General features: G+C 72.4%; 28 protein-coding genes. 19 read left to right on the top strand and 9 right to left on the bottom strand.

All coding sequences use genetic code 11. The annotated features are described in order from the left end of the window. Positions 1–252: 252 nt before the first annotated feature. The 6 genes from DFQ13_RS04170 to DFQ13_RS04145 all read left to right on the top strand — a co-directional run bounded on the left by DFQ13_RS04170 (position 253) and on the right by DFQ13_RS04145 (position 5,657). Positions 253–783 carry a general stress protein gene (locus tag DFQ13_RS04170; RefSeq protein ID WP_035283651.1) on the top strand — a complete coding sequence of 177 codons (531 nt, stop codon included), beginning with the start codon at positions 253–255 and terminating at the stop codon, positions 781–783. 169 nt (positions 784–952) lie between these two features. Further along, complete coding sequence (locus DFQ13_RS04165; protein WP_219994286.1) at positions 953–2,221, top strand: ABC transporter substrate-binding protein; 1,269 nt, start codon at positions 953–955, stop codon at positions 2,219–2,221. Next, positions 2,218–3,156, top strand: coding sequence for a carbohydrate ABC transporter permease (locus tag DFQ13_RS04160; RefSeq protein WP_325050893.1), 939 nt, complete (start codon positions 2,218–2,220; stop codon positions 3,154–3,156). The genes DFQ13_RS04165 and DFQ13_RS04160 overlap by 4 nt, the downstream gene beginning before the upstream one ends. Further along, positions 3,156–4,001, top strand: a complete 846-nt coding sequence (locus DFQ13_RS04155) for a carbohydrate ABC transporter permease (protein WP_110078895.1) — start codon at positions 3,156–3,158, stop codon at positions 3,999–4,001. The genes DFQ13_RS04160 and DFQ13_RS04155 overlap by 1 nt, the downstream gene beginning before the upstream one ends. A 4-nt stretch (positions 4,002–4,005) precedes the next feature. Beyond that, complete coding sequence (locus DFQ13_RS04150) at positions 4,006–5,187, top strand: ABC transporter ATP-binding protein (RefSeq protein ID WP_110078894.1); 1,182 nt, start codon at positions 4,006–4,008, stop codon at positions 5,185–5,187. A 107-nt stretch (positions 5,188–5,294) separates the two neighbouring features. Continuing rightward, positions 5,295–5,657, top strand: coding sequence for a peptidase inhibitor family I36 protein (locus tag DFQ13_RS04145; protein ID WP_035283637.1), 363 nt, complete (start codon positions 5,295–5,297; stop codon positions 5,655–5,657). A 105-nt stretch (positions 5,658–5,762) separates the two neighbouring features. Here the strand turns inward: DFQ13_RS04145 and DFQ13_RS04140 are convergent, their stop codons facing one another. Beyond that, positions 5,763–6,602 (bottom strand): ParB N-terminal domain-containing protein, encoded by an 840-nt coding sequence (locus DFQ13_RS04140; protein ID WP_035283634.1) that lies wholly within the window; start codon positions 6,600–6,602, stop codon positions 5,763–5,765. Continuing rightward, complete coding sequence (locus tag DFQ13_RS04135; protein WP_035283631.1) at positions 6,592–7,260, bottom strand: metallophosphoesterase family protein; 669 nt, start codon at positions 7,258–7,260, stop codon at positions 6,592–6,594. Before DFQ13_RS04135 ends, DFQ13_RS04140 begins: the two co-directional genes overlap by 11 nt. A 205-nt stretch (positions 7,261–7,465) precedes the next feature. Here DFQ13_RS04135 and DFQ13_RS04130 point away from each other — a divergent pair, with 205 nt between their 5' ends. Next, positions 7,466–8,716, top strand: a complete 1,251-nt coding sequence (locus DFQ13_RS04130) for a WXG100 family type VII secretion target (RefSeq protein WP_181399843.1) — start codon at positions 7,466–7,468, stop codon at positions 8,714–8,716. Here DFQ13_RS04130 and DFQ13_RS32965 read toward each other — a convergent pair. Beyond that, the gene (locus DFQ13_RS32965; RefSeq protein ID WP_146241091.1) at positions 8,713–8,913 is read right to left on the bottom strand and encodes a hypothetical protein; all 201 of its coding nucleotides are present in this window, start codon (positions 8,911–8,913) and stop codon (positions 8,713–8,715) included. The genes DFQ13_RS04130 and DFQ13_RS32965 overlap by 4 nt on opposite strands. 328 nt (positions 8,914–9,241) lie before the next feature. Between DFQ13_RS32965 and DFQ13_RS32960 the strand changes: the two genes are divergently transcribed. From DFQ13_RS32960 to DFQ13_RS04105, 5 genes are all read left to right on the top strand, one after another. Beyond that, on the top strand, positions 9,242–10,000 hold the full coding sequence (locus DFQ13_RS32960; protein ID WP_146241089.1) for a peroxidase family protein: 759 nt from the start codon (positions 9,242–9,244) through the stop codon (positions 9,998–10,000). After that, positions 10,000–10,875 carry an ESX secretion-associated protein EspG gene (locus DFQ13_RS04120; RefSeq protein WP_110078891.1) on the top strand — a complete coding sequence of 292 codons (876 nt, stop codon included), beginning with the start codon at positions 10,000–10,002 and terminating at the stop codon, positions 10,873–10,875. The genes DFQ13_RS32960 and DFQ13_RS04120 overlap by 1 nt, the downstream gene beginning before the upstream one ends. 151 nt (positions 10,876–11,026) lie before the next feature. Beyond that, the gene (locus DFQ13_RS04115) at positions 11,027–12,634 is read left to right on the top strand and encodes a WXG100 family type VII secretion target (protein WP_110078890.1); all 1,608 of its coding nucleotides are present in this window, start codon (positions 11,027–11,029) and stop codon (positions 12,632–12,634) included. Positions 12,635–12,650: 16 nt separating this feature from the next. Then, on the top strand, positions 12,651–13,007 hold the full coding sequence (locus DFQ13_RS04110; protein ID WP_035283618.1) for a hypothetical protein: 357 nt from the start codon (positions 12,651–12,653) through the stop codon (positions 13,005–13,007). Between the two features lie 7 nt (positions 13,008–13,014). Further along, positions 13,015–13,854 carry an ESX secretion-associated protein EspG gene (locus DFQ13_RS04105; protein ID WP_110078889.1) on the top strand — a complete coding sequence of 280 codons (840 nt, stop codon included), beginning with the start codon at positions 13,015–13,017 and terminating at the stop codon, positions 13,852–13,854. Between the two features lie 7 nt (positions 13,855–13,861). Here the strand turns inward: DFQ13_RS04105 and DFQ13_RS04100 are convergent, their stop codons facing one another. Beyond that, the gene (locus DFQ13_RS04100) at positions 13,862–14,287 is read right to left on the bottom strand and encodes a hypothetical protein (RefSeq protein WP_110078888.1); all 426 of its coding nucleotides are present in this window, start codon (positions 14,285–14,287) and stop codon (positions 13,862–13,864) included. Between the two features lie 166 nt (positions 14,288–14,453). Beyond that, a complete protein-coding gene (gene corA / locus DFQ13_RS04095; RefSeq protein ID WP_035283614.1) occupies positions 14,454–15,539 on the bottom strand; it encodes a magnesium/cobalt transporter CorA in 1,086 nt (361 codons plus the stop codon). 427 nt (positions 15,540–15,966) lie between these two features. Between corA and DFQ13_RS04090 the strand changes: the two genes are divergently transcribed. Next, on the top strand, positions 15,967–16,470 hold the full coding sequence (locus tag DFQ13_RS04090) for a MaoC family dehydratase (protein WP_035283613.1): 504 nt from the start codon (positions 15,967–15,969) through the stop codon (positions 16,468–16,470). 17 nt (positions 16,471–16,487) lie between these two features. Then, a complete protein-coding gene (locus DFQ13_RS04085; protein WP_110078887.1) occupies positions 16,488–17,600 on the top strand; it encodes a DUF2332 domain-containing protein in 1,113 nt (370 codons plus the stop codon). A gap of 14 nt (positions 17,601–17,614) precedes the next feature. Here the strand turns inward: DFQ13_RS04085 and DFQ13_RS04080 are convergent, their stop codons facing one another. Continuing rightward, the gene (locus DFQ13_RS04080; protein ID WP_233438298.1) at positions 17,615–18,037 is read right to left on the bottom strand and encodes an NUDIX hydrolase; all 423 of its coding nucleotides are present in this window, start codon (positions 18,035–18,037) and stop codon (positions 17,615–17,617) included. Positions 18,038–18,184: 147 nt separating this feature from the next. Between DFQ13_RS04080 and DFQ13_RS33580 the strand changes: the two genes are divergently transcribed. The 4 genes from DFQ13_RS33580 (at position 18,185) to DFQ13_RS04060 (ending at position 21,813) form a co-directional block, all read left to right on the top strand. After that, positions 18,185–18,349, top strand: a complete 165-nt coding sequence (locus DFQ13_RS33580) for a hypothetical protein (RefSeq protein WP_181399842.1) — start codon at positions 18,185–18,187, stop codon at positions 18,347–18,349. 17 nt (positions 18,350–18,366) lie between these two features. Beyond that, positions 18,367–18,936, top strand: coding sequence for a PH domain-containing protein (locus DFQ13_RS04075; RefSeq protein WP_035283610.1), 570 nt, complete (start codon positions 18,367–18,369; stop codon positions 18,934–18,936). Positions 18,937–19,781: 845 nt separating this feature from the next. Then, positions 19,782–20,645 (top strand): PHP domain-containing protein, encoded by an 864-nt coding sequence (locus tag DFQ13_RS04070; RefSeq protein WP_110078885.1) that lies wholly within the window; start codon positions 19,782–19,784, stop codon positions 20,643–20,645. Between the two features lie 553 nt (positions 20,646–21,198). Further along, complete coding sequence (locus DFQ13_RS04060; RefSeq protein WP_035279303.1) at positions 21,199–21,813, top strand: MarC family protein; 615 nt, start codon at positions 21,199–21,201, stop codon at positions 21,811–21,813. A 511-nt stretch (positions 21,814–22,324) separates the two neighbouring features. Here the strand turns inward: DFQ13_RS04060 and DFQ13_RS32955 are convergent. Then, positions 22,325–22,702: a hypothetical protein gene (locus tag DFQ13_RS32955; RefSeq protein ID WP_052020761.1), complete on the bottom strand. Its 378-nt coding sequence runs from the start codon at positions 22,700–22,702 to the stop codon at positions 22,325–22,327. Continuing rightward, a complete protein-coding gene (locus tag DFQ13_RS04050) occupies positions 22,699–23,511 on the bottom strand; it encodes a RecB family exonuclease (protein ID WP_181399875.1) in 813 nt (270 codons plus the stop codon). Before DFQ13_RS04050 ends, DFQ13_RS32955 begins: the two co-directional genes overlap by 4 nt. Before the next feature lie 79 nt (positions 23,512–23,590). Here DFQ13_RS04050 and DFQ13_RS04045 point away from each other — a divergent pair, with 79 nt between their 5' ends. Then, entirely contained in the window at positions 23,591–23,938 is a 348-nt protein-coding gene (locus DFQ13_RS04045; RefSeq protein ID WP_110078884.1) for an arsenate reductase family protein, read from the top strand. A 39-nt stretch (positions 23,939–23,977) separates the two neighbouring features. On the opposite strand, the gene DFQ13_RS04040 is transcribed toward DFQ13_RS04045, so the two are convergent. Beyond that, the gene (locus DFQ13_RS04040; RefSeq protein WP_110078883.1) at positions 23,978–24,856 is read right to left on the bottom strand and encodes a cutinase family protein; all 879 of its coding nucleotides are present in this window, start codon (positions 24,854–24,856) and stop codon (positions 23,978–23,980) included. Positions 24,857–24,878 lie beyond the last annotated feature (22 nt).

Genomic DNA, 24,878 nt, shown 5'->3' with positions numbered 1-24,878 from the left:
CAGGCCAGCGAGCGGCCTTGTTTGCGCTGGTCAGAGGTCGATACGCTGGAAAGGGCGGTCAGCCCCCAGGGCGGGCGGGCTCCGACTGGTGGGGGTTCGGGCGCGGCGGCGGGGTGCATCGGGGGGCGGAGCGGCGGGGTGGATCGCGGGATCGGCGGGAGGGCGGGTCGGGGTGGGGGAGCGGGGCGGGTATCCGCTGAGAGCGCGGCTGTCGGGTTCGCACCGTTCATCCCGGCTTGGCAGACTGGGGGCATGACCGGTGCGTTCTCCGGCCCTGGACGAGCGAACCAGGGTCTTCCCAAGGTCCCGACCCCGCCGAGCGGGTGGCCGATCGGCTCCTACGACACCTACCAGGAGGCCCACCGCGCGGTGCAGCACCTGGCGACCAGCGAGTTCCCGGTCGAGGAGGTGACCATCGTGGGGGTCGACCTGATGCTCGTCGAGCGGGTCATCGGCAGGCTGAGCTGGCCCAAGGTGCTCGGCACCGGCGCGCTGTCCGGCGCCTGGTTCGGCCTGTTCGTCGGGCTGCTGCTGGGCCTGTTCAACCAGCAGCAGGCGTCCTTCGCGCCGATCCTCGTCGGCCTGGTGGCCGGGGTGGTGTTCGGCACCGTCTTCGCCGCCGTCGGGTTCGCCACCGCCCGCGGCCGCGGCGGGCGGGAGATCACCAGCGCCACCCAGCTCGTCGCGGGCCGCTACGACGTGCTCGCCCAGCCGCGCAACGCCGAGCGGGGCCGCGACCTGCTGGCCAAGTTGGCGATGGGGCCGGGCGGGGGCATCGGCTAGGCCGTTCGCCCACCGAATTGCGGGCGGTGATCACCGGGCCTACGTTCAGCACACCCGGTGCGCGGGGCGACGACCGCTGATCGCGTGCCGGTGGCACGGCGAGGTGCTGGGTCGCCCTGATCCGCGGCGCGGCCTCCCCCCGTCGTGCCCGTCGGAATGGAGGGGCACGGTGAATCGAATTCCCGGCCGCCGCGGACGACGCCTCATCGCGGTGCTCAGCGCCGCCTTGGTCGCGTCCCCGGCAGTGGCGGCGTGCGGGTCCGACGGCGGGGGCACCGTCGTGAACGTCTACTACTCGACCGAGGAGAACTTCGACCAGGTCGTCGCCATGTGCAACCAGGCGGCGGGCGGGCGCTACACGATCGCGCTCAACACCCTGCCGCGCGAGGCCGACGGCCAGCGCGAGCAGATGGTGCGCCGCCTCGCCGCGGGCGACACCGACATGGACGTGCTCGGCCTCGACGTCACCTGGGTGGCCGAGTTCGCCGAGGCGGGCTGGATCGCCGAGTGGACCGGCGCGGACAAGTCCGATGTGGAGCGGGGCACGCTCGCAGGCCCGCTGGAGACCGCGCGGTGGAAGGACAAGCTCTACGCCGCGCCGAAGAACACCAACGTGCAACTGCTGTGGTACCGCGACGACGTGGTGCCCACCCCGCCGAAGTCGTGGTCGGAGATGCTGTCCACCGCCGAGAAGCTCAGGGCGGAGGACAAGCCCAGCGCGGTCCTGCTGACCGGCGCCCAGTACGAGGGCCTGGTGGTCCAGTTCAACACCCTCGTCGGCGGCGCGGGCGGCAAGATCCTCTCCGACGACAGCACCAGGGCCGTCGTCGACGACGGCGCGGTCAAGGCGTTGCAGGCGCTCAAGGACCTGGCGACCTCCCCGGTGGCCAGCGCCTCGCTGTCCAACGCCAAGGAGGACCCGATCCGCCTGGAGTACGAGAAGGGCACCTCGGCGTTCATGCTCAACTGGCCCTACGTGTACGCGGCCATGGGCAAGGCGAACCCGGAGCTGGCCAAGCACTTCAAGTGGGCCCCCTACCCCGCGGTCGACGCCGACAAGACCGGCACCGCCACCATCGGCGGGTTCAACCTGGCCGTCAGCGAGTACTCCCGGCACAAGCCGGAGGCGTTCGAGGCGGTCAAGTGCCTGCGCAGCGCCGAGCACCAGAAGTACTCCGCGATCAACTCCGGTGTCCCGCCCACCATCGAGTCGGTATACGACGACCCGGAGATGGCCGAGCCGTACCCGATGCGCGACACCATCCTCGCCGAGCTGAAGAAGCCGTCGCCGCGGCCGATCACCCCGGCCTACCAGAACGTGTCCACGCTGATCTCCACCATCCTCTCCCCGCCCTCGTCCATCGACCCGCAGGCCACCGCGCAGCGGCTGCGCGAGGAACTGCAGGACGCCCTCGACTCCAAGGGAGTGCTGCCGTGAGCCACGCGATCGAGGAACCGGCCGCCCCGGCGAAGAAGGGCAAGAAGGCGCTCAGCGAGGGCAAGCGGGCCGAGCGCAAGCTCGGGCTGATGCTGTGCGCCCCCGCCGCGCTGGTGATGGTCGCCGTCACCGGCTACCCGGTGCTGTACTCGCTGTGGCTGTCGCTGCACCGCTACGACCTGCGGTTCCCGGACCAGCGCGAGTTCATCTGGTTCGAGAACTACGCGACCGTGCTGGGCAACTCCTACTGGTGGACCGCGTTCGGCGTCACCGCGCTGATCACGGTCGTGTCGGTGGTCATCGAACTGGTCCTGGGCATGGCCCTGGCCCTGATCATGCACCGCACGCTGGTGGCCCGCGGCCTGGTCCGCACGGTCGCGCTGATCCCGTACGGCATCGTCACCGTCGTGGCCGCGTTCTCCTGGCGCTACGCCTGGACCAAGGACACCGGCTACCTGGCGCAGTTGTTCGCCTCCGACTCCGACCTGCTCACCCAGCGGGTGCCCGCGCTGGCCATCATCACCCTCGCCGAGGTGTGGAAGACGGTGCCGTTCATGGCGCTGCTGCTGATGGCCGGGCTGGCCCTGGTCCCGGACGACCTGCTCAAGGCCGCGTCGATGGACGGCGCGACCGCCTGGCAGCGGTTCACCAAGGTGATGCTGCCGGTCATGAAGCCCGCGATCCTGGTGGCGCTGCTGTTCCGCACCCTGGACGCGTTCCGCATCTTCGACAACATCTTCGTGCTCACCAACGGCGCGCAGCAGACCGGGTCGGTGTCCATGCAGACGTACAACAACCTCATCAAGGGGTTGAACCTGGGCATCGGCTCCACCATGTCGGTGCTGATCTTCATCGCGGTCGCCGTCATCGCGTTCGTGTTCATCAAGGTGTTCGGCACGTCCGCGCCGGGCAGCGACAACGGGGGGAAGCGCTGATGGCCCTCATCGGAGCCACCTCCAAGAACGGCGCCAAGGCCCGCTGGGCGCTGCTCGACTTCGTCGTGGTGGTCTACGCGCTGGTGCCGGTGCTGTGGATCGTGTCGCTGTCGCTGAAGTCGAAGGAGACCATCGCCGATGGGAACTTCATCCCCCGGTCGTGGACGCTGCAGAACTACGTCGACATCTTCCGCACCAGCGAGTTCCTGCGGGCGCTGGCCAACTCCATCGGCATCGCGATCATCGCCACGGTGATCGCGGTGGTGCTGGGCACCATGGCCGCCTACGCCATCGCCCGGCTCGACTTCCCCGGCAAGCAGGTGCTGGTCGGGGTGTCGCTGCTGATCGCCATGTTCCCGCAGGTGTCGCTGGTCTCGCCGCTGTTCGAGATGGAGCGCTCGCTGGGGCTGTTCGACACCTGGCCCGGCCTGATCCTGCCCTACATCACCTTCGCGCTGCCGCTGGCGATCTACACCCTGTCGGCGTTCTTCCGCGAGATCCCGTGGGAGCTGGAGAAGGCGGCGAAGATGGACGGCGCCACCCCGGCCCAGGCGTTCCGCCGGGTCATCGCCCCGCTGGCCGCGCCCGGTGTGTTCACCACGGCCATCCTGGTGTTCATCTTCTGCTGGAACGACTTCCTGTTCGCCATCTCGCTGACCTCGACGGAGGCGTCGCGCACCGTGCCCGCGGCACTGTCGTTCTTCACCGGGTCCTCGCAGTTCGAGGACCCCACCGGGACCATCTCGGCGGCCGCCGTCGTGATCACCGTCCCGATCATCCTGTTCGTGTTGTTCTTCCAGCGCCGCATCGTCGCGGGGCTCACCTCCGGCGCCGTGAAGGGCTGAGCTGATGGCAGAGATCGTTCTGGACAAGGTCACCAAGCGCTACCCGGACGGCGCCCTGGCGGTGTCCGACGTGGACATCACCATCGCCGATGGGGAGTTCATCATCCTCGTCGGCCCGTCCGGGTGCGGGAAGTCCACCACCCTCAACATGATCGCGGGCCTGGAGGACATCACCGAGGGCGAGCTGCGCATCGACGGGCAGCGGGTCAACGAACGCGCCCCCAAGGACCGCGACATCGCCATGGTGTTCCAGTCCTACGCGCTGTACCCGCACATGAGCGTCCGGGAGAACATGGCGTTCCCGCTGCGCCTGGCCAAGGTCGACAACGCCACGGTCACCAAGAAGGTCGAGGAGGCCGCCAAGGTCCTCGACCTGACCCAGCACCTCGACCGCAAGCCGGGCAACCTCTCCGGTGGCCAGCGCCAGCGGGTCGCGATGGGGCGGGCGATCGTGCGCAACCCCAAGGCGTTCCTGATGGACGAGCCGCTGTCCAACCTGGACGCCAAGCTCCGCGTGCAGATGCGCACCTCGGTGTCGAAGCTGCAGCGCCGCCTGGGCACCACCACGGTGTACGTCACCCACGACCAGACCGAGGCCATGACCCTCGGCGACCGGGTCGTGGTCATGCGCGGCGGGCTGGTGCAGCAGATCGGCTCCCCGCAGTCCCTCTACGAGCAGCCGAAGAACCTGTTCGTGGCGGGCTTCATCGGCTCCCCGTCGATGAACTTCCTGCCCGCCACCCTGGAGAACGGCGAGGTCAACACCCCGCTGGGCGCCTTCCCGCTGACCGACCGCGTCCGCGGCCTGGTCGAGGCGGCGAACGCCCCCCGCGAGGTGATCATCGGCCTGCGCCCGGAGCACTTCGAGGACGCCACCCTGCTCGACGACACCGAGCGCAGCAGGGGCGGCACCTTCACCGCCACGGTGGAGGTGCTGGAGTCGATGGGGTCGGACAAGTACGCCTACTTCACCCTGGAGGGCGACGCGGCGACCTCGGCGGAGCTGGACGAGTTGGCCGCCGACGCGGGCTCGCACGACACCGGCGACCCGGGCTCGCAGATCGTGACCCGCCTGTCGGCCGCGTCGGGCGCGGCCGAGGGCGCCGAGGCGCAGGTGTGGTTCGACGCCGACAAGCTGCAGGTGTTCGACCCCGGGGACGGCCGGAACCTGACCTACGCGGACTGAGTCAAGCCCCTGTGGACAACTTTTTGCCGGAAATCCGGAACTGACCGATCCTTGTCCCCGGAGCCGCCCCGACCAGCGGGGCGGCCCGGGGACAAGGGGTTTCAGCCATGCAGAACCGCATCCGCGCCGCCGTCATCGCCCTCCTGGCCGTCCTGACCGCGCTCGGCGGGGCCACCGTCGCCACCGCCGCCTCGGGAGTCGGGTGCGAACGCGGCGAGCTGTGCCTGTGGGTCGAGGCCGACCACGCGGGCGCGCTGCACCGCGCCACCCTCGCCGACACCACGGTCGGCCAGTGCACCCCGCTCCCGCCGGACGTGGCCGCCAGGTCCTTCGCCAACCTGCTCAGCAGGCAGGTCACGGTGTACCAGAGCCGGGAGTGCGCCACGGAGGGCGAGTTCGACACCTATCCGGGAGGGGGAACCTTCGTGCCGGAGGCCCCATACGTGGTGCGCGCCTTCCAGGTCTGGTGAGGCGGGCGGCCCAGCCTTCCCGCCCGGGCGCGGTTCGGCGGGGTGTGTCCACAGGAGACGCTGTCGGGTCGGGTCGCACCCGCGTGGTGATGCGCCACCGCGCGATCAGACCCGAGCCCGCAGGGAGGTGAGCACCTCGTCGTTCCACGTGTGCGAGCGGATCAGCCGGTACCGCTCGCAGATCACCCACAGGTAGGCCTCGGCCTCGGTCTGCGTGGTGATCAACCCGGCCTGCCGCACCATGGTCACCACCGGTACGAACTCCTCCTCGTACCACCGCCGCGCCACCGTCGCCCGGTCCAGGAACACCCGCTCGTCCTGCATCAGCCGGTACCCCCACGCCTCCACGGCCTCCGACAGCTCGGCGTAGTCCCAGCCGTCGGTCAGGTTGACGGCGGCCCGGGCTTCCCCGTCCAGCGGCACCCGGTCGAGGAAGATGCGCCGGTAGTCCTTGACGATCAGGTCGCCCCGGTACCGGATGCCCGCGGCGGAGACGCGGGTGACGATCTCGGTCACGTACGCGTCGATCGTGGTCAGGCCGAGGGCGTGCGCCACCGACACCCGGTGGTGCCCGTCGACCACGAAGTGCAGGTCGCCGACGCGGAAGACGTCGATCGGCGGGGTCGACTCGCCCCGGCGCCGGGCCAGGGCCAGCCGCTCCCACCGCTGCCGCGACGTGCCCGAGGTCGGCCGGAACCGGCGGTCGAAGTCCCGGGTGCGGTCCACCGAGCCGATGATCGAGTCGAGCCGGACGACCTGCAGGCCCAACCTGCGCTCGCCGACGCGGCCGAGCGCGGCCACCACCTCCTCGAAGGGAAGCATGATGTTCACGTCGTCGGGCTCCCGGCGCAGCCAGGCGCCCAAGCGGGAGAGCACCTGGCGCCTGCGCATGCGCAGGAAGTCGTTCTCCGCGTCGGCGGTCGGGAAGCCGGTGTCACGCGGCATGTCGGCCCTCCGGGATGTCCAGTATCCGGTACCCCACGGTGTTGACGACGCGGGTGCCGCCCAGGTCCCGGTCCGGCACCGGCTCACCGTGCGGGTGGATGTGCCCGTGCACCAGCAGCCCCGGCCGCAGCACCCGCACCGCGTCGTGCAGGCACGCGAACCCCCGGTGCGGCGGATCGTCGCGGTCGCCGCAGCCGCGGGGCGGGGAGTGGGTGAGCAGGACGTCGACCGGTCGGCCGTCGCGCAGCCCGCGCAGCCGGGCCCGCCTGCGCACCCGGCGGGAGCGGCGTGCCATCTGCCGCTCGGTCCACTGGTTGGGTCCGCCGTTGTAGCGGATGGACCCGCCGAGCCCGGCGATGCGCAGCCCGGCGACGTCCACCACCCGGCCGTCGGCGTTCACCGCGCCCTCCGGACCGGGGTAGCGGGCGGGCAGCCCGTCGCGCGTCCACAGGCCCGAGGAGTGGACGTAGCCGCCCAGGTCGGCGTCGTGGTTGCCCGGGACGAACACGCACGGCCGGTCCAGCGCGTCGGAGAGGAACTCCAGGTAGTCGAACGGCAGGTCGCCCGCGGCGAGCACGAGGTCGACGTCGTGCCTGCGGACCTCGGCGGTCCACAGCCCTGCGACGATCTCGTCGGACACCGCGAGCACCCTGGGCACTTCCCGAGGGTACGTCCGATCGGGTATCGATGGCGGCGCGGCGGGCAGCGCGTGCGCGGAAGGGAACGGTTTGTGCCCGGAGTCCGTCCAACCCGCTAGTTTGATGGTCGGAAACGAGCGTTCGGGGGCGCCCCAGGGGTGTCCGCGCGTCATGAGGTCCACGGGGAGCGGCGGTGCGGCCACACCGCCGAGGGGAGTTCGTGCGATGGCAACAGGGCAGGCCGACGACGCCGCGAAGGGCGCGGCAGGCACCACCGACAGCACACCCGACACCACCGGCGGTGTTCCCACGGGGACGCTGCCGCCCACCGACGACGTCTACGTCACCGGCGGCACGCCCTGGGAGAGCTTCAGCCTGGCTGAGCTGGTGGCGATGGTCGCCGACAAGGCGAGCGTCCCGCAGCTCGAACGTCTCGCCGACGACTGGCGGGCCGCGGGCAACGAGGTCGTCGACGCCTCCGACGTGCTCAGCACCGCCCTCGAGGACCTGATGCAGTACTGGTCCGGCGCCGCCGCCGAGCAGGCCCGCGCCGACGTCGCCCTCAACGCCCAGTGGGTGTCGGACCTCGGTGAGACCGCCTACCGGATCGGCGACCCGGTGCAGGAGGCCGCGGGCGCGCTCAAGGCCGCCCAGGACGCCATGCCGCAGCTACCGCAGACCCCGGCCGTGCCGCCCGCCCTGGCCGCCGACAGCGCCGCGCTGGCCGAGCAGGCGGGGGGTCCGCTCGCCGCCGCCGTCAGCGGGGTCGCCTCCGGCACCGAGAGCGCGTTCACCGCCGAGCAGGAGCAGGCGAACCTCAAGGCCGTGGCGGTGGAGGCGATGCGCCGGTTCGAGGGCGCGGCCATCGGCATCGACCAGGCCACCCCGCAGTTCGAGGAGCGCGGCAACGCACTGCGCCCGCGCACCGAATCCGTTCCCCAGGAGCAGGTGCCGATCGGGCCGACGGTCCCGCCCGCCACCCCCACCGACCCGACCGCCCGCTGGAACGACCTCACCGGCGGACCGTCGAGCACCTCCGCCGCGGGCTACACCGACACCCGCACGCCGGGCACCAGCACCAACGACCGCACTCCCGCCCACAGCGGCGGCGGGGGTGGCGGCGGCGGAGGAGGATCGTTCGGCGGTTACCCCGGCCCGGTCGGGCAGGACAGCGACGGCCCGGGGGCGCCGCGCCCCCCGGTGGCCCCGTCCCCCGGCGTCGGGGCGACGGAGGCGGTGCCGTCCGGCGGTTTCCGCAACGGTGGGGTCGTCGGCGCCCCCGCCGCCGCGAACGCCGGTGCGGGCGCGCACGCGGGCGGTGCCCTGGGCGGGATGGGTGGGATGCCCATGGGCGGCGGCGTGGCGGGAGGGCAGGGCGGTGGTGAGGGCGAGCACCGCAGGCGCTACCCGTTCGGTGACGACGACTCGTTCTTGCTCAACGACAAGAAGGCCTCACCGCCGGTAATCGGACTCTAGAGGGCAGGGGACAGCACCACCATGCAGGAGCAGAACGCGTTCCCGGCCGCCGACGGGGTCGTGACCGACGGCGCTTTCACCAGTGACCTGGCGACCCCGGCGGCGGCCCAGGGCGGGGACGGCACCCCGCCGCCGATGCCGGTGCCCGATGCGGGCCCGCCCACCACGCCCGCGCCGGAACCGGGTCCGCCCGCCATGCCGGTGCCGGAACCGGGTCCACCCGCCACACAGGTGCCGGGGCCGGGTCCAGCGGCACCGGCCCCGGCGGACCCGATCACACCGGCCCCGGTCGACGCCACCACGCCCGGCCTGGTCGGCCCGGGCACGCCGGTTCCGGTCGACTCCGCCACGCCTGGCCCGGTTGGCCCGGGCACGCCGGTCCCGGTCGATTCCGCCACACCTGCTCCGGTTGGCCCGGGCACGCCGGTCCCGGTCGGCTCCGCCACGCCCGGCCCGGTCGACCCGGGCACGCCCGTGCCGGGGCCTGTTCCCGCCCAACCCGTTCCCGGGCAGCCCACTGCGCCGGTGTCCGCGCCGCCCGCGTCGTCGGCGCCCGCGGTCGCGGTCCCGCCACCCGCCGCGGGTGGTCCCGCACCCGAGCACGGGCAGCCCGCCGGGCCCCCGGCCGAGGGCACCGGCGCCCCGGCCCCGGACGTGCAGAAGCCCGACCCGACCGGTCCCGGCTCCGCCGCCGGTGATCCCGACCCCGGTACCGGCGCCCCCGCCGCGGGCAGCCCCGGCAGCGGCAACCCGAACAGCGGTTCCGACAACACCGACGCCACCCACCCCGGGGACGGCACCGCCGGAGATGGCACCGCCGGGGACGGCGCTGTCGCAGGCGGCGGCCCCGGCCACCCCGGCAGGCCCGACGACGCCCCCACCACCTACATCGGCGCCCCGGATGGCACTTCCGGCACCCCGGCCGACCAGCCGCCGCCGCAGTCCAAGGGCTACTGGGACGTCGACCCGGCCAAACTGGCCGGGTTCAGCGTGGCCTGCACCGCGGCCCGGTTCGGCCTGGCCGCGGTGCAGACCCGGGTCGAGCGGATGCAGGGCGAGGACTACACCCCGCAGTTGGGCACCAGCCCGGTCGGCAGGCAGTTGGCCCGCAAGTTCGACGACCGGCTCAACGGCGACACCGGCCTGCGCGGCCTGCTCGCCGAGGCCATGCGCCGGATGGACCGGTTCATCGAGAGCGCGGAGAAGGTCCGCGACGGCTACCGCGAGTCTGAGGAGATCGCCCGGGACGCCATCGGGCAGGCCGAGCAGCGGACGGCGGGCTGATGGATTCCGGGCTGAACCTGGGCATCGACCCCGACGCGCACTGGAGCACCGACGACGGGCCGGGCGGCGCCTGGCTGGAGGCGACCGAGGTCGACCTGCTGTGCACCTTCGCCGAGGTCACCCCGCCGTTCCCGCTGAAGCTCACCCCGCGCGGCACCACCGCCGCGCAGCGCCGGGAGCTGTTCGCCTCGGCCAGGGCGCGGCTGGCCGGGCAGGGCCTGGCCGACCACCGCGGCCCGCGCGGGGTGGCCGCCGACCTGGTGCACCTGCTGCGCGAGGGCGTCGGCGCGTTCGACCTGCTCGTCGCCCGCCGCGGTGGGGCGCTCGGGGTGCTGGTGCTCGCCCAGCGCGAGGAAGCGCTGCTGGTCACCCAGGACGTGCGCGGCCCCGGCGGTCGGGTGCACCTGCTGGCGCTGCCCACCCGTGAGGTCGTCGACCACGTGCTGGACCTGGTCCCCGCGCACCCGGCCGCGCTGGCGGCGCCGTTCACCCTGTCCCGGCGGGCGCTCGACGCCGCGCACCGGGCCATCCAGGCGGCCGCCGCGCCGCCCGGGGGCGGTCGGCCGCGGCAGCTCGGCGCCGACGGGCTGGACCGCCTGCTGGCCGAGCACGGCATCGACGAGCAGTCGGCGCGCAGGCTCACCACCCACCTGCAACCGGTGCTGGGCAACGGCCAGGCCGGGGTGGCCTTCCGCGGCGGCTACGCCGACACCTGGGAGCGCTCGGGCCCGGAGCTGCGCTGGCTCGACACCGCCCGCGGCCGGTTCCGCCTCGGCGGCGACCCGGGGTCGGACTGGATGAGCGTCAACCCGTTCTCCGGCGACGAGTTGGTGGCCGCGCTGCGCGACCTGGCCGGGGAGCTGTGGTACCGGTGACCGCCCACCGTCCGCTCGGCGCGGTAGGGGTGTGCGGACCTCCCGGATCGTCGGTCCCATCCGATACCGTGACAGTCGGAAACGAGCATGTGCAGCACCTGGGTAATCGCTACCCGGTCCGGGGACCCCGGGCCGAGGGAGGGGCGCGGGGATGATCGCCAACCTTGAGCAGCTCGCCGGGCGGATGTCCGAGCTGGTCGCCGCGGCCGCCGCCGCGCGCCGCTCCGCCGAGGACGAGCGCAGGCGCCGCCGCGAGGACGACGACCAGTACGTCACCGGCGGCGTCGACTGGAACGGCTACTCCCTCAAGTCGTTGCAGCGCATGGTCGGCGACAACGCCAACGCCGCCCAGCTCGAGATGCTGGCCGACCAGTGGACCCAGCACGGCACCAAGGTCGCCACCGCCTCCCAGGACCTGTCGCGGTCGCTGGGCAGGCTGATGCAGTTCTGGTCCGGCGGCGCCTCCGAACAGGCCGCGCACACCGTCGTCCGCAACGCCGCCTGGGTCGCCGAGCTGGGCGCCACCGCCCAGCAGATCGCCAAGCCGGTCGAGGACGCGGGCGGCGCGCTGCGCTCGGCGCAGAGCACCATGCCCGGCGGCAACCCGTCGAGCCCGTGGCTGGCCACCGCGGGCGGCGGCGCCGCGGCGGGCATGGCCATCGGCGGCCCGATCGGCGCCGCGTTCGGCGCGGCCATCGGCGGCATCGCCAGCGCGTTCGGCTTCGGCAGCAACAAGAAGAAGATGAAGCGCAAGGCCGTGCAGACGATGCAGCGGTTCGAGACCGCCGTCCTCGGCATCGACGGCACCACCCCGCGCTTCGGCACCCCGACCACCGGCATCAACCCGGGCACCACCCCCGCGTGGACCGCGCCCCCGGTCACCGGCGTCCCCGGCCCGGGCGTCACCGTCCCCGGCAACCCGTCGTACACCCCGCCCGCGGCCGGTCCGGCCCCCGTCTACGGCGGTGGCCCCGGCTTCAACACCACCCCCTCATTCGTGCCGAGCTTCAACAGCGGCTGGGAAGGCCGCTGGAAGGGCCTCACCGGCGTCGGGAACGGCACCGGCGCCCCCGGCGGCGCGGGCTCCGGTCCGGGCGTCGGCGGGATCGGCGGCATCGGTGGCCTGCGCCCCGGCGGCGTCCCCGTCGGCGGGCTCCCGCGCGGCACCGGTGGCGCCAAGGGCGGTGGCGTCGGCGTCGGCCGCGGCACCCCGGGCACGGGCACCGGCCGGGGTGGGCGCCCGGTCACCGGCGCCCCCGGTGCGGGCGGCGGCGGCCGGGCGGGCGCGACCACCGGGCGCGGCGGCCGGGGTGGCGTCGGCGCGGGCCGGGGCACCGGTCGCGGCGGCGGCCTGTTCGACGACGACGAGGAGACCCGCCGCAAGAACCGCGCGGGCCTGCGCGGCGGCACCCTGCTGCCCGACGAGGAGGAGCGCCGCCGCACCGGCCGGGTCGGCGCCCGCGGCGGGTCGCTGCTCCCCGAGGACGAGGAGAACCGCCGGGGCGGCCGCGGCGGTGCCCGCGGCGCCACCGTGCTCCCGGAGGACGAGGCGCACCGCAACGGCAGGCCCGGCCGCTTCGGGCGGGCCACCGGGTTCGCCGAGGAGCACGGCCGCGCCGGGTCCGGCTACGGCACCGGAGCGGGCGGGTCCGCCCGCGACCGCGAGGAGGACGGGGAGCACCGCAGGCGCGTCCCGATCGAGGAAGACCCGTTCACCACGTCCGACATGAAGTCCGCGCCGCCGGTCATCGGCCTGTAGGGAAAGGGAGGGCCCCGTGTACGTCGACGACCCCAACGCCGTCACCGGAGCCGACGGGTGGCAGGTGGAACCCGCGCAGATCCGTGAGTTCGCCGCCGCCGTCGAGGAGGTGCGCGCCGACCTCGACGCCATCTTCGCCGACGTGGCCGAGCTGGCCACCCCCGCGTACCTGCCGATGCTGGGCACCAGCCCGGTCGGGCAGGAACTGGCGGAGAAGTTCACCGAGCGCCTCGGTGGCGAGACCGGCCTGCGCGGGCAGCTCGAGGGCGCCCTCAAGCGGATGGAGGAGTTCGTGGCCAGCGCGGAGAAGTCGGCCGCCAACTACGCCCAGAGCGACGACAGCTCCGCCACCCGCTTCCGCAACGGGTCCTGACCACCCGATGGAGCTGCACACGCGGGCGGGCGTCGCCCTGCACCCGGTCGAGGTCGACCTGCTGTGCGCCTTCGCCGAGGTGGCCGCGCCGTTCCCGCTGGAACTGCCCAGCGCCGCCGCCTCGCGCGAGGAGCGCGACGTGCTGTTCCACGGCGCCGCGGTCACCCTGATCGAGCGGGACCTCGCCGACGAGCGGGGCCCGCTCGGCGTGGCCGAGGAGTTCGTCTACCTGCTGCGCGCCTGCACCGGGGTCCTGGACCTGGTGGTCGACCGGGAGGACCTGGGCAGGCTCGGGGTGGCCGTGCTCGTCGCCAAGGACGAGGCGCTGCTGGTCACCCAGGACGAGGCCGAACCGTTCGGCGTGGTGCGGATGCACGCCGCCTCCGTCGACGAGGCGGTCAGCCGGGTCGCGCACCTGGTGCCGCGCGCGGAAGCCCCCCGCACGGCGCCGTTCACCCTGCCCAAGCGCGCCCTGCGGTCGGCGTTCGAGGTGATGCTCACCCGCCTGCCCGACGACCCGGACGACCCAAGCAGCGACGTCGAACCCCGCCCGATGACCCAGGACGAACTCGACACCCTCCTGCGCGAGCAAGGCATCGACGAGACCGTCGCCCGCCGCATGGTCGCCTCCCTGCAACCCGTCGTCGGCAGCGGCCAGGCCGGTCTCGCCTCCCGCGACGAGACCGAGGACCAGTGGCACCGCACCGGCGAGGAGCTGCGCTGGGTCGACACCCCGCGCGGCCGCTACCGCCTGGCCACCGAGGACCCCGACTGGATGAGCGTCAACCCGCTCGGCGTCGACGAACTGCGCGCCGAACTGCGCTCCCTCGCCGCCCGCGCCCGCTGACGCGCGCCTACCGCGGCGGCAGCACGAGCGACACGCGGTCCGACACCGCCGCGGTGAGCGCGTCGGGCCACCCGGGCGCCGCGGTGAGGAACTCCACCCGCTCCAGCAGCCGCACCGACGCGCCGTCCACGTCGCCGTGGCGGACGTCGTGCAGGTCGACGTGCAGCAGGTACTCCGGCGGGTCCGGCCGGTCCAGCCAGGTGAACCGGAACACCAGCACGGTCCCGGCCGCCGAGACCCTCCGGAACCGCAACAGCCACGACCCGGTGCCCGCGGTGGGCCGCTCCGAGTCCAGCGGCCAGTACGCGTGCCACCCGTCCGGCCCGGCGGCGTCCGCGGGCCGAGCAGCCGCAGTGTCCTGAGTGGACAGAGCGGCGGTGGACCAGCGCTCCTGCTCCGACCGGGCCACGCGCTCCACGTCGACGGGGTCCACCGACTCAGCCGCCGACGGGGCTCTCGGAGATCAGCACGGTCACCACCGTGATCCAGGTGATGATCACCGCGAGGAGCCAGAACTTCGCACTGCTCAGGTACCGGGTCATTGGGGGCAACCTCCCATCGAGGGGTGAACGGGGTCCGGGTGCGCGGGGAAGACCCCGCTAGAGCCATCGGTTCTTGCGGAAGATGCGGTACAGCACCAGGCAGCCCAGGAAGATGATCCCCATGATCATCGGGTAGCCGAAGCGCCAGTGCAGCTCCGGCATGTAGTCGAAGTTCATGCCGTAGACCCCGACCCCCATCGTGGGGATGGCGATGATCGCCGCCCACGACGTGATCTTGCGCATGTCGCCGTTCTGCTGCAGCGAGATCTTCGCCAGCGTCGCGTCCACCAGGGTCGTCAGCAGCTCGTCGAAGCTGGTCACCCGCTCCGACACCGTCGTCAGGTGGTCGTCCACGTCGCGGAAGTAGGACCGCACCTGCTCCGGGACCAGCGGCGAACACCCCTCCGCCAAGCGCCGCAACGGGTTCGCCAGCGGCATCACCGCCCGGCGCAGCTCCAGGATCTCCCGCTTCATCAGGTACATCTGCTCGGCGCTGACCGGGCTGCTCGGCGCGAACACCGCCTTCTCGATCTCGTCGATGTCGTTCTCGAACGCTTCGGTCACCGCCAGGTACGTGTCCACCACGTGGTCGGCGATGCCGTGCAGCACCGCGGCGGGCCCACCGCGCATCCGCTCCGCCGAGGCCTCCAGTTCCTCGCGCAGCGTGTGCAGCGCCGAGTGCTTCCCGTGCCGCACCGTCACGACATAGTCGGCCCCGAGGAAAACCATGATCTCCCCGGTCTCCACGATCTCGTTCGCCGACGTCGGCGACTCGTGCTCCACGTACCGCACCGTCTTGAGCACCATGAACAGGTTGTCGTCGTAGCGCTCCAGCTTCGGCCGCTGGTGCGCGTGCACCGCGTCCTCCACCGCCAGCTCGTGCAACCCGAACGTCTCCGCCACGCCCTGGATCTGCCGCTCGTCCGGCTCGTGCAACCCGATCCAGACGAACCCCTCGCCCCGCCTGCGCACCTCGGCCACGGCCGCCACGTGCGTCCACCGCCCGGGCAGCCGCTCCCCGTCGACGTACACCGCGCAGTCGACCACGTACGCCGACAGCGGCACCGCGACCGGCGCGGCCGGGCGGGCGGGCGACTTCGAACCACGGCCCCGCAGGCCGCTGAACGAGGGAATGGAAGGCATCGACGGGACCTCCAGCCAACACCACCCGGTCAACCGCTGGGTGGTGTCCGACGCTACGGAAACCGAGGAGCCCGGACAGGCGCCCCGGAGCGGAGCGTCCCTGCCGAAACGGCGGTGGAGTCCTTAGCGGAGCACACCTTCGGAGGGGACGCGGGTACTACTGCAACCGGTCGCGTTGTCATGACCATGCGGGTCGCTCATGCGTCCTCACCTCCCCTGGCCGAGGCAGCCGCCACCGCATGTGGGGCCCACCGGGGTGCCAGAGTACTCCACGGCGGGCCGGAACCGAGGTCGGGCCGGGAAAACGGTGCGCCGGCGGCCGCCGAATGCGCTCCCTCACACACCGGTTGCGCGCCGGGCGAGGTGCGGTCACAGTGCGGTTACCCGCCGGTCACTTGTGGCCCGGCCACCCCAAGTTGGAGGAACAGTGCAGTTCGGGCGGTACTACGAGGAGTTCGAGGTCGGCGCGGTCTACAAGCACTGGCCGGGCAAGACGGTCACCGAGTACGACGACCACCTGTTCTGCCTGATCACCATGAACCACCACCCGCTGCACATGGACGTCAACTACGCGGAGAACACCACCGACTTCGGCAAGAACGTCGTCGTGGGCAACTACATCTACTCGCTGCTGCTGGGCATGTCCGTGCCCGACGTCTCCGGCAAGGCCATCGCCAACCTGGAGATCGAGTCCCTCCGGCACGTGAAGCCCACCTTCCACGGCGACACCATCTACGGTGAGACCGAGGTCCTCGACAAGACCCCGTCCAAGTCCAAGGACGACCGCGGCGTTGTCTACGTCGAGACCCGCGGGTACAAGCAGGACGGCACGGTAGTTTGCATCTTCCGCCGCAAGGTGATGGTGCCCAAGCAGTCCTACGGCGAGGCCCGCGGCGGCGAACAGCCGGGCCGCCCCGAACCGAAGGCGTAGCAGACGGAGGAAGCGCCGTGACCGATCCCCTGGACGACATCAGGACCCGGTTGCGGCGCTTCGCCCGGCACGAGGCCGCGGGGGAGTCCCCGCTCTACGAACACCTCGCCACCCGGGCCGCCGACGACCCCGACGTCGCCGCCCTGCTCACCGCCGCCACCGGACCCCACCCGCACCCCACGCTGCTGCTGGCCGCCGCGCACCGCGCCCTGCAGGCCGAGCCCTTCCACGAGCTGGTGAACTACTACCCCTCCCTGGGCGGCAGCTACGGCCTCGACGCAGGCACCTGGCCGCTGTGGCGCTCGTTCGTGCTCGACCGCGCCGACAAGGTCCGCGCCCTCGTCGCCGGGCACACCACCCAGACCAACGAGGTCCGCCGCGCCGCCCTGCTCTACCCGGCCGTCGCCCTCGCCGCCAAGCGCGCCAAGGCCCCGCTGGGGCTGCTGGAGGTCGGGTGCAGCGGCGGCCTGCTGCTCAACCTCGACCGGTACGCCTACCGCTACCAGACCGCCACCGCGGGCCAGATCGCCGCCGGACCGCCCAAGGCCGCCCTCGGCCTGCACTGCGCCCTCGAACTCGCCCCCGGCGCCACCATGCCGGTCATCCCCAAGAAGGTCGCCGTCGCCGCCAGGGTCGGCCTCGACCGGGCCCCGGTCGACCTCGCCGACGAGGACGCCGCCGCCTGGCTCGAAGCCTGCATCTGGGCCGACCAACCCGAGCGCAGGCGGCTGTTCAGCACCGCCGCCGCCGTGCAGCGCAAGAACCCCCCGGAGTTCGTCACCGGCGACGCCGTCGCCGACCTCGCCACCGCCGCCGCCCGCATCCCCGAGGACACCCCGCTGGTCGTCCTCACCAGCCACGTCCTCACCCACCTGGCCGCCGCCGACCGCACCGCCTTCGTCGACGCCCTGGCCCGGCTGGCCGCCACCCGCCCGCTCTGGTGGATCAGCCAGGAGCCCTACGCGGCGGGTCTCGCCGAGGTCCTGCCCGACCGCGACGACCTCGTGCCCGCCCCCGACACCCCCGCGTTCGGCGTCCTCGGCCTCACCACGTGGGAGGCCGGTCGCCCGAATGCCGTCGCCCTCGCCCGGACCGCCATGCACGGCGAACGGATGACCTGGCTCGCCTGACCGGCGGCTTCCGATCAACGCGGCAACACGTTCCAGCCACGCAGCGTGTCCGCCAACTGCTCCACAAGCAGGTTGTCCCGATCCAATGTGGTGAAGATCGCAAGGTTCACCCACTGGACGTCGTCGGCGTCGTCACCGGCCCGAAGATCACCGCCAGTCACCACGCAGGCGTAGTCGTGGATGTGGAAGACGCCGTTCGGGGCTTCTCGCAGCACCGACCCCACGAGCCGCCCCGGCACCACCTCGAGCCCCGTCTCCTCCCGGGTCTCGCGAACCACCGCCTCCGCGTCCGATTCCCCCGGCTCCACCTTCCCACCTGGTACCGACCACAGGCCGCGCCCGGGCTCGCGACCCCGGCGCACCAGCAGCAGCCTGCCCCGGTCATCTCCGATCAGTGCGCCCACACACCTGATCCGTGGAACGTGAAATGCCGTCACCGCCACGGAGCGTAGCTGCACCCCGGCTGTGACGCTGCGCGTTGCCCCAAGCGCCTGACTAGGCTCCCGATCCGCCGCCGTATGCGGTACAACGGTTTTCAACAGGGGCGCCATCCGGCGTGCGTACACGGAACGGGGTAGATCGCAGTGAACGTCAAGAAGGTTCTGATCTTGACTGGGGCAGCGTTGCTCATCTTCTTCCTCGTCACGCAGCCGGTCCAGTCGGCGGGGATCGTCAACTCCATCATCCAGACACTGCGCGAGGGTGCCGAAGCAGTGATCACCTTCGTCCGCACCGTTTTCCAGGGCTAGAGCGGTAAAGTCGACGTATGTTCGCACCCAGGGACCCAGACGAGTACCTGCTCGACTCCGAACGCCGGGTCATCCGGGTGCGCAGGCACTGGGCCAGCCTGGCCTGGGAGGTGTTCGAGGCCGTCGCGCTGCTCGCGGTGTGCGTGATGATCTCTTACATCCTGCCCCCGTCCATGTGGCTGGTGCAGAACATCCTCTGGTACGTCGCACTGGCGGTGCTGCTGCGCTTCACCTACCAGGTCATCTCCTGGTGGGTGGAGCGCATCGTGGTGACGGACAAGCGCTTCATGATGACCACGGGCGTCTTCACCACCCGGGTGCTGATGATGCCCATCGGCAAGGTCACCGACCTCACCTTCAAGCGCACCGTCCCCGGCCGCGTCCTCGGCTACGGCACGATCGTGGTCGAGTCCGCTGGCCAGATCCAGGCCCTCAACCAGATCGACTACCTCCCCCGCCCGGAACAGGTCAACGACGCCATCTCCGAACTGGTGTTCGGCGACAAGAAGGCCCAGGCCGAGCGCTTCTCCATGATCAAGGCCCAGCGCCTGGCCCGGGTCGGCCGAAAGAAGAACCCGGTCGCCTGACCCCACCCGACCCCCGGTCGCCCGCGACCGGGGTCGCGGTGGTTCCGCGAGCGTCCTCGACCCGCTTCCGGCCGGTTCCCGGCGCTCACGGCCAAGACCCTGGATCATTCGGGACGGCGCCCACGGTTCCCGCATCGGGAACCGTGCCGGTCTGATCGCTCCGGCCTCCCAGGCGCGGACACATCCAGCCTGTCGAAGCGCGCACCAGCGCGCCGCCTTGCTGCTGCTCGCTCCCCGAAATCCTCCCGGGCCATCGGTACGCGGGGCCCGGACGTGCCTTGCCCCAGGTGGTGGCTGCCAGCGGTGGCTTCCATCCTGTTTCCGGTGGTCGTGGTCAGGGTTTTGCGAGCGTGCTGCCGGTGTCCGGTTTGCCCTTGGCGGTGGCGGGATGGCAGGCGTGCTCCCCGCGTCTGTTCTGCCTCTCAGGGCTGGTCGCAGACGGGGCCTCGCGGGCCTGCTCCCAACGCCATGCCTGCCCTCGGCGGTGGCTGCGGCGTGATCCCAGCACTCGGCTTGTTTTCGGCGGTGGGGCTCGCAGGCTTCCGCGTTGGCCCTGCTCCTGGTGGCGGTTGCGGGGTGGCGGGTGTGCTCCCCGTGTCTGCCCTGCCCCTCAGCGGTGGTCGCGGGTGTGGCTCTGCGGGCGCACTGCCCACGTCCGGCTCGTTACCGACATTCTGCGGGCGTGTTCCCGCGCCCGACCCACCCCGGCGGTGGTCGTCGGCATCGGCCCGTGGTGCGTGTTCCGACCGCAGCCGCGTCGTCGCCGTGAGCGCGAACACGGTCCCCGGCGCATGTGCTCGGTCACCGGTTTCTCCACAGGACGCCCCATCGGCGAGACTGGCCCCGTGCGGATCGACCTCCACTGCCACTCCACCGCGTCCGACGGCACGGACAGCCCCGCCGAACTCGTCGTCGCCGCCGCGCGGGCGGGCTTGGACGCGGTCGCCATCACCGACCACGACACCACCGCGGGTTGGGCCGACGCCGAAGCCGCCCTCCCACCCGGCCTCACCCTCGTCCGCGGCGCCGAACTGACCTGCGTATCCCCGGACGGCCGCGGCGGTCGCTGCACGGTGCACCTGCTCGCCTACCTGTTCGACCCCGAAGCTGAAACCGTGGTCGCCGAGTACGCCCGCACCAGGGCCGAACGCCGCTCCCGCCTGCACACCATCGCCGACCGCATGGCCGCCGACGGCTACCCGGTCGACGGGGACACCCTCCTGGCCGACCTCCCCGACGACGTTCCGGCGGGCCGCCCGCACCTGGCCCAGGCCCTGGTCCGCGCGGGCGTCGTCTCCTCGGTCACCGAGGCCTTCGCGTCCCTGCTGCACGGCCGCAACGGGTACTACGTGCCCAGTCGCAGGACCCCGGTGCTCGAAGCCATCGAGATGATCAAAGCGGCGGGCGGCGTCACCGTCCTGGCCCACGGCTTCGCCCACCGCCGCGGCCCCACCGTCAACGGCACGGTCATCGCCGAACTGGCCGAAGCGGGCATGGACGGCCTCGAGGTCGACCACCCCGACCACGACCGGAGAGCCCGCGCCGCCCTGCGCACCCTCGCCACCCGCCACAACCTCCTCACCACCGGCTCCAGCGACTACCACGGCACCAACAAGACCACCCCCATCGGCGCCGAGACCACCGCCCCCGAGATGCTCACCGAAATCGCCGCCCGAGCCACCGGCGCCACCCTGGTCCACGGCCGCTGATGCCCACCGCACTCCCTCCACCGCCACCCCCGTGCACCACAGACACCCCTCCTGGGCCACGATCCTCGGTGCCTGCGGTGCCTGCGGTGCCTGCGGTGCCTGCGGTGCCTGCGGTGCCTGCGGTGCCTGCGGTGCCTGCGGTGCCTGCGGTGCCTGCGGTGCTTCGCGTCGGTTCACGCACGCTGGTGTTCGCAGCGTGCTGCGCCACCGCCAGCCCGCCACCGCCAGCCCGCCACCGGTGCGCTCCCCGATGACTTCGATCCGGGGCCATTGATGCCCGCCGTGTTTTCCGTCAGCGGCATTCCGATTTCGGCCCTGTCCAGCTCCCCGCTGCCGTCCACCCCGCTCCCACGGACGTGGTCCGCACCCACCCCAGCAGCGTGAACACCCCCCACCTCGCGCTGCCGGTGCGGCCACCGCCAGCCACACTGCCCTCGCCCACCCCGCCGACCTGATTCCCGCAACCCCCGCCACGCGGCCCCGCACACCCCCGCCGCACGTGGCGGCGACCGCCCGCCACCCCGCGGCCACCACCCACCCGAGGAGGTCCGACATGTCCTTGCCCGCCCTCTTCGCCGAGGCGACGATCACCCTGGTGGTGATCATGGACCCACCCGGCACCGTGCCGGTCTTCCTCAGCCTCACCGGCCGCAAGTCCAAGCAGGCCCGCGCCCGGGCCGCACGCCAGGCCGTGCTGGTCTCACTGGGGGTGATCAGCCTCTTCGCCATCGGCGGCGAGGCCATCCTGTCCTACCTGGGCATCGGCATCCCCGCCCTGCAGGGCGCGGGCGGCCTCCTGCTCCTCCTCATCGCCCTGGACCTCCTCACCGGCCGCGGCGCGACGGAACCCGAGGCCGTCGAGGACGTCAACGTCGCCCTGGTGCCGCTGGGGACGCCGCTGCTGGCGGGCCCCGGAGCCATCGCCGCCACCATCGTCTTCGTCCGCCAGGCCGACGGGCACCTGGGCTCCTACCTGGCGCTGGCCGCCGCGATCCTGACCGTCCACCTGATCCTGTGGCTGTGCCTGCGCTACTCCGGCGTGGTCATCCGCGTGGTGAAGGACAGCGGCATCCTGCTCCTGGCCAAGATCGCGGGCCTGCTGCTCGCCGCCATCGCCGTCCAGCTCGTCGCGGACTCCGTCCGCGGCTTCATCTCCGGCTCGTCCTAGCCCACACCGGACCCGGCCGCCCATCCCCGAGCCGAACCGCCCACCCCCGAGCCGAACGGCAGGCCTCCGAGCCGAACCGACTGGTCACTCCACGATCCGGCAGGCCCAACCGACGCACATCACCCGCTGGGCACACTCCAGCGGCACCGACCGCATCAACACCAAAGGCGACCACCACTCCGGCCGTGCCGACCAGCGACGACAGCCCTGGCGGCATCGCGGCACCGAGTCCCTGGCGGTATCGCGCTACCCGATCTCCGCGGGACCAGACAGGTCCATCGCGGCTCGGCACCCCGCGCGTTCAGACAGGCCCATTGCGGCTCGGCACCCCCTGCGACCGGACAGGTCCGTCGCGGCTTGGCTGCGGCTGAGCGGGACCTGCGTCAACTCGAGCGCGGCCCGTGCGCGTGGCCGACCTGCCAGACCGCCCACTGCCTCGCGCGCCGTTCCGAATCAAGGCTACCCGCGAGCACCGACATTTCCGGGTTTCCGGTCGGTGCCTGTGGACAACTCACGCCCACCAGAAGAACCACACCGCGATCCCGGTGACGACGCCGATCAGCAGGATCATCAGGCCCGCCTGCGGTCCGCGCCTGCGGTCGGCCTGGCGTTGCAGGGCGAGGGCGGCGGCGGCGCACAGGAAGTGGGCGATGACCACGAGGACGCCGGGGCCGGGCATGCCCTGGGCCTGGTCGACGACCTGGATGGTCAGGACGACGATGGCGAGGACGAGCAGGCCCGCGGCGAGGGCGCCGGAGAGTTCGCGCCAGAAGCCGGAGCGCGGGGTGGGGGTCTCCTCGGCCGGTTCGGGGGTGGGGTCGTCGGGGACGCGCGGGATCTCCACCGTGGTCACGTCCTCGCGGGGCAGGCGATCAGTCGGGCCGGTCACGGGGCAAGCATCGCCCATGGGTCCAGCGCCGGTCCAGCCGCTTGGCCGTCGGGGCAGCTGCGGCGGAAGTCGCACCAGCCGCACTGGCGGCCGGGGGTGGTGGGGAACAGGGCGTCGGGGTCGCCGCCCGCCTTGTGGGTGTCGATGGCGAGCTGGAACTCGTCGGCGCTCTCCTCGGCCCGGGTGAGGTGGCGGCCCAGGGACGCGTCCGTGTGCTCCCAGGCGGCGACCGTGCCCGTGGGCAGGTGGTGCAGCTCGACCTTGGTGCACGGCCTGCGGAGGGTGCGGCGCGCGGCCAGGACGTAGAGCGCGAGGGCTTGCGAGCCCCGGGCGTCGTCGGTCGTCAGGGCGTGGCGGCCGGTCTTGTAGTCGATGATCACGACCTCGTCGCCGCGCTGGTCGATGCGGTCGACCCGGCCCTCGGCGACGATGGTGCCCACCGGGGCCGACACCCACCGCTCCAGCCCGACCGGGTCGGCGGTGACGTCGCTGTCGGCTACGTAGTCGCGCACCCAGCCCGCCGCCCGCTCGCGGAACACCCCCGACTGGGCCTGGTCGGCGAACCCGTCGTCCTTCCAGTGCGTGCCCACCAGCGCCGCCGCCGCGTCCGGTGTGCGGCGCTCCACCGGCAGGTCGAACAGCGCCTTGAGGGCGTTGTGCACCACCGCGCCCATCGTGCTGTGCGCCCACGGCCCACCCCGCGGCGGCGTCGGCCGGTCGACGTAGGCCATCCGGAACCGGCGCCTGCAGTCCTGCCAGGTGCCCAACCGCGACGGGGTCACCTTGATCAGTTTGCGTGGCAGCGGCATGTCGAACCCGAGCTGATCTTGCACGGTGACCACGGTACGCAGTGGCCCCGACACTGTGCCCGTCGGGCACAATCGGGCTGTGGAAATCTGGCACAACCCGAGCTGCTCGAAGTCCCGCGCGGCCAGGTCGGCGCTCGCCGACAACCGCCCCGAGCACACCGAGCGCCGGTACCTCGACGACCCGCCGACGGTGGCCGAACTCGACGACTTGCTCGGCAAGCTGGGCCGGGAACCGTGGGACATCACCCGGATGAAGGAAGCCAGGGCCAAGGAGCTCGGTCTCGCCACCGAGCCGCGCGACCGCGCGACCTGGCTGCGCATCCTCGCCGACAACCCGATCCTGATCGAGCGCCCGATCGTCATCACCGACGACGGCCGCGCCTTCGTCGCCCGCACCCCCGAGGCCGTGGACGAAGCCCTGTCGTGAAGCGTGGTGGGGCGGAACTTCCCGCCCCACCACGTCAGGTCAGCCCGCCAAACCGGGGAATTCGTCCAACCGGTCCTTGGTGGCCTGCGGCAGGACAGCGCTGACCACGCTCCGGTAGGTGTTCATCGTTCCGGCCGCCGCGGGCTTGCCGTTGAAGAGCTCCCAGAGAGTCGGGATGGGCAGCGGCAGCGGCGGGCCGTAGGGGATCAGCGGGGGCTGCGGGAAGACGGTGTTCGCGCTGCCGTTGTGCGTGATGGGGCGGAAGTCGTAGGCGCTGTGGGCACCGCTGAAGTAACCCTGGATGCCGTTCGCGAAGCCCAGCAGGTTGGTGAGGAGGTTCTCGGAGTGGCAGATGCCGTCGTTCTGGTTGCACAGGCTGACGACGGGGATGTCGCCGAAGGTGCGCGGGCCGCCCATGGTGATGCCGGGGAGGAAGGTGGGGAGGTTGGTCATGATCCCGCCGGGACCGCCGTTCACCCCGACCCGCCGCGCGTCGGAGTAGAGGACGCCGTTGATGAGGTCGTGCGGAATCCGGTTGTCCTTCGACAGGTTGCCGAGGGTGTCGCCCGCGACGAGGGCGCCCTGGGAGAAGCCGGTGATCGTGATGCGCGAACCGGGGCAGGAGGCGTGGAACTCGCGCACCAGCCGATCCATGGTGGCGCGGCCCTCGGCGTTGGAGTCGTCGAGGGTCTTCGGGGCGAGGGGGAAGATCTCGGCCGGGTAGACGACCTTGGTCGCCTCGACACCGGGGGGCAGCTCGGCGTTGCCCGCGTTGAAGACGTTGCCCTGCGGGTCGCCCATGCCGCCGACCTCGAAGAGCATCCGGGTCGGGCAGGCGTCGGCCGCGGCCGACGACGCGGGCAGGACGACGCCGAGGGCGATGGCGCAGGCGGCCACACCGGCCGCGATGAGCTTCACGGGTCACTTCCCCCTTCACTGT

Source organism: Actinokineospora spheciospongiae (genome assembly GCF_003182415.1).
GTDB classification, from domain to species: domain Bacteria; phylum Actinomycetota; class Actinomycetes; order Mycobacteriales; family Pseudonocardiaceae; genus Actinokineospora; species Actinokineospora spheciospongiae.
The sequence above is the reverse complement of the archived record's forward strand: the minus strand, read 5'-3'. Positions and strand labels throughout refer to the sequence as shown.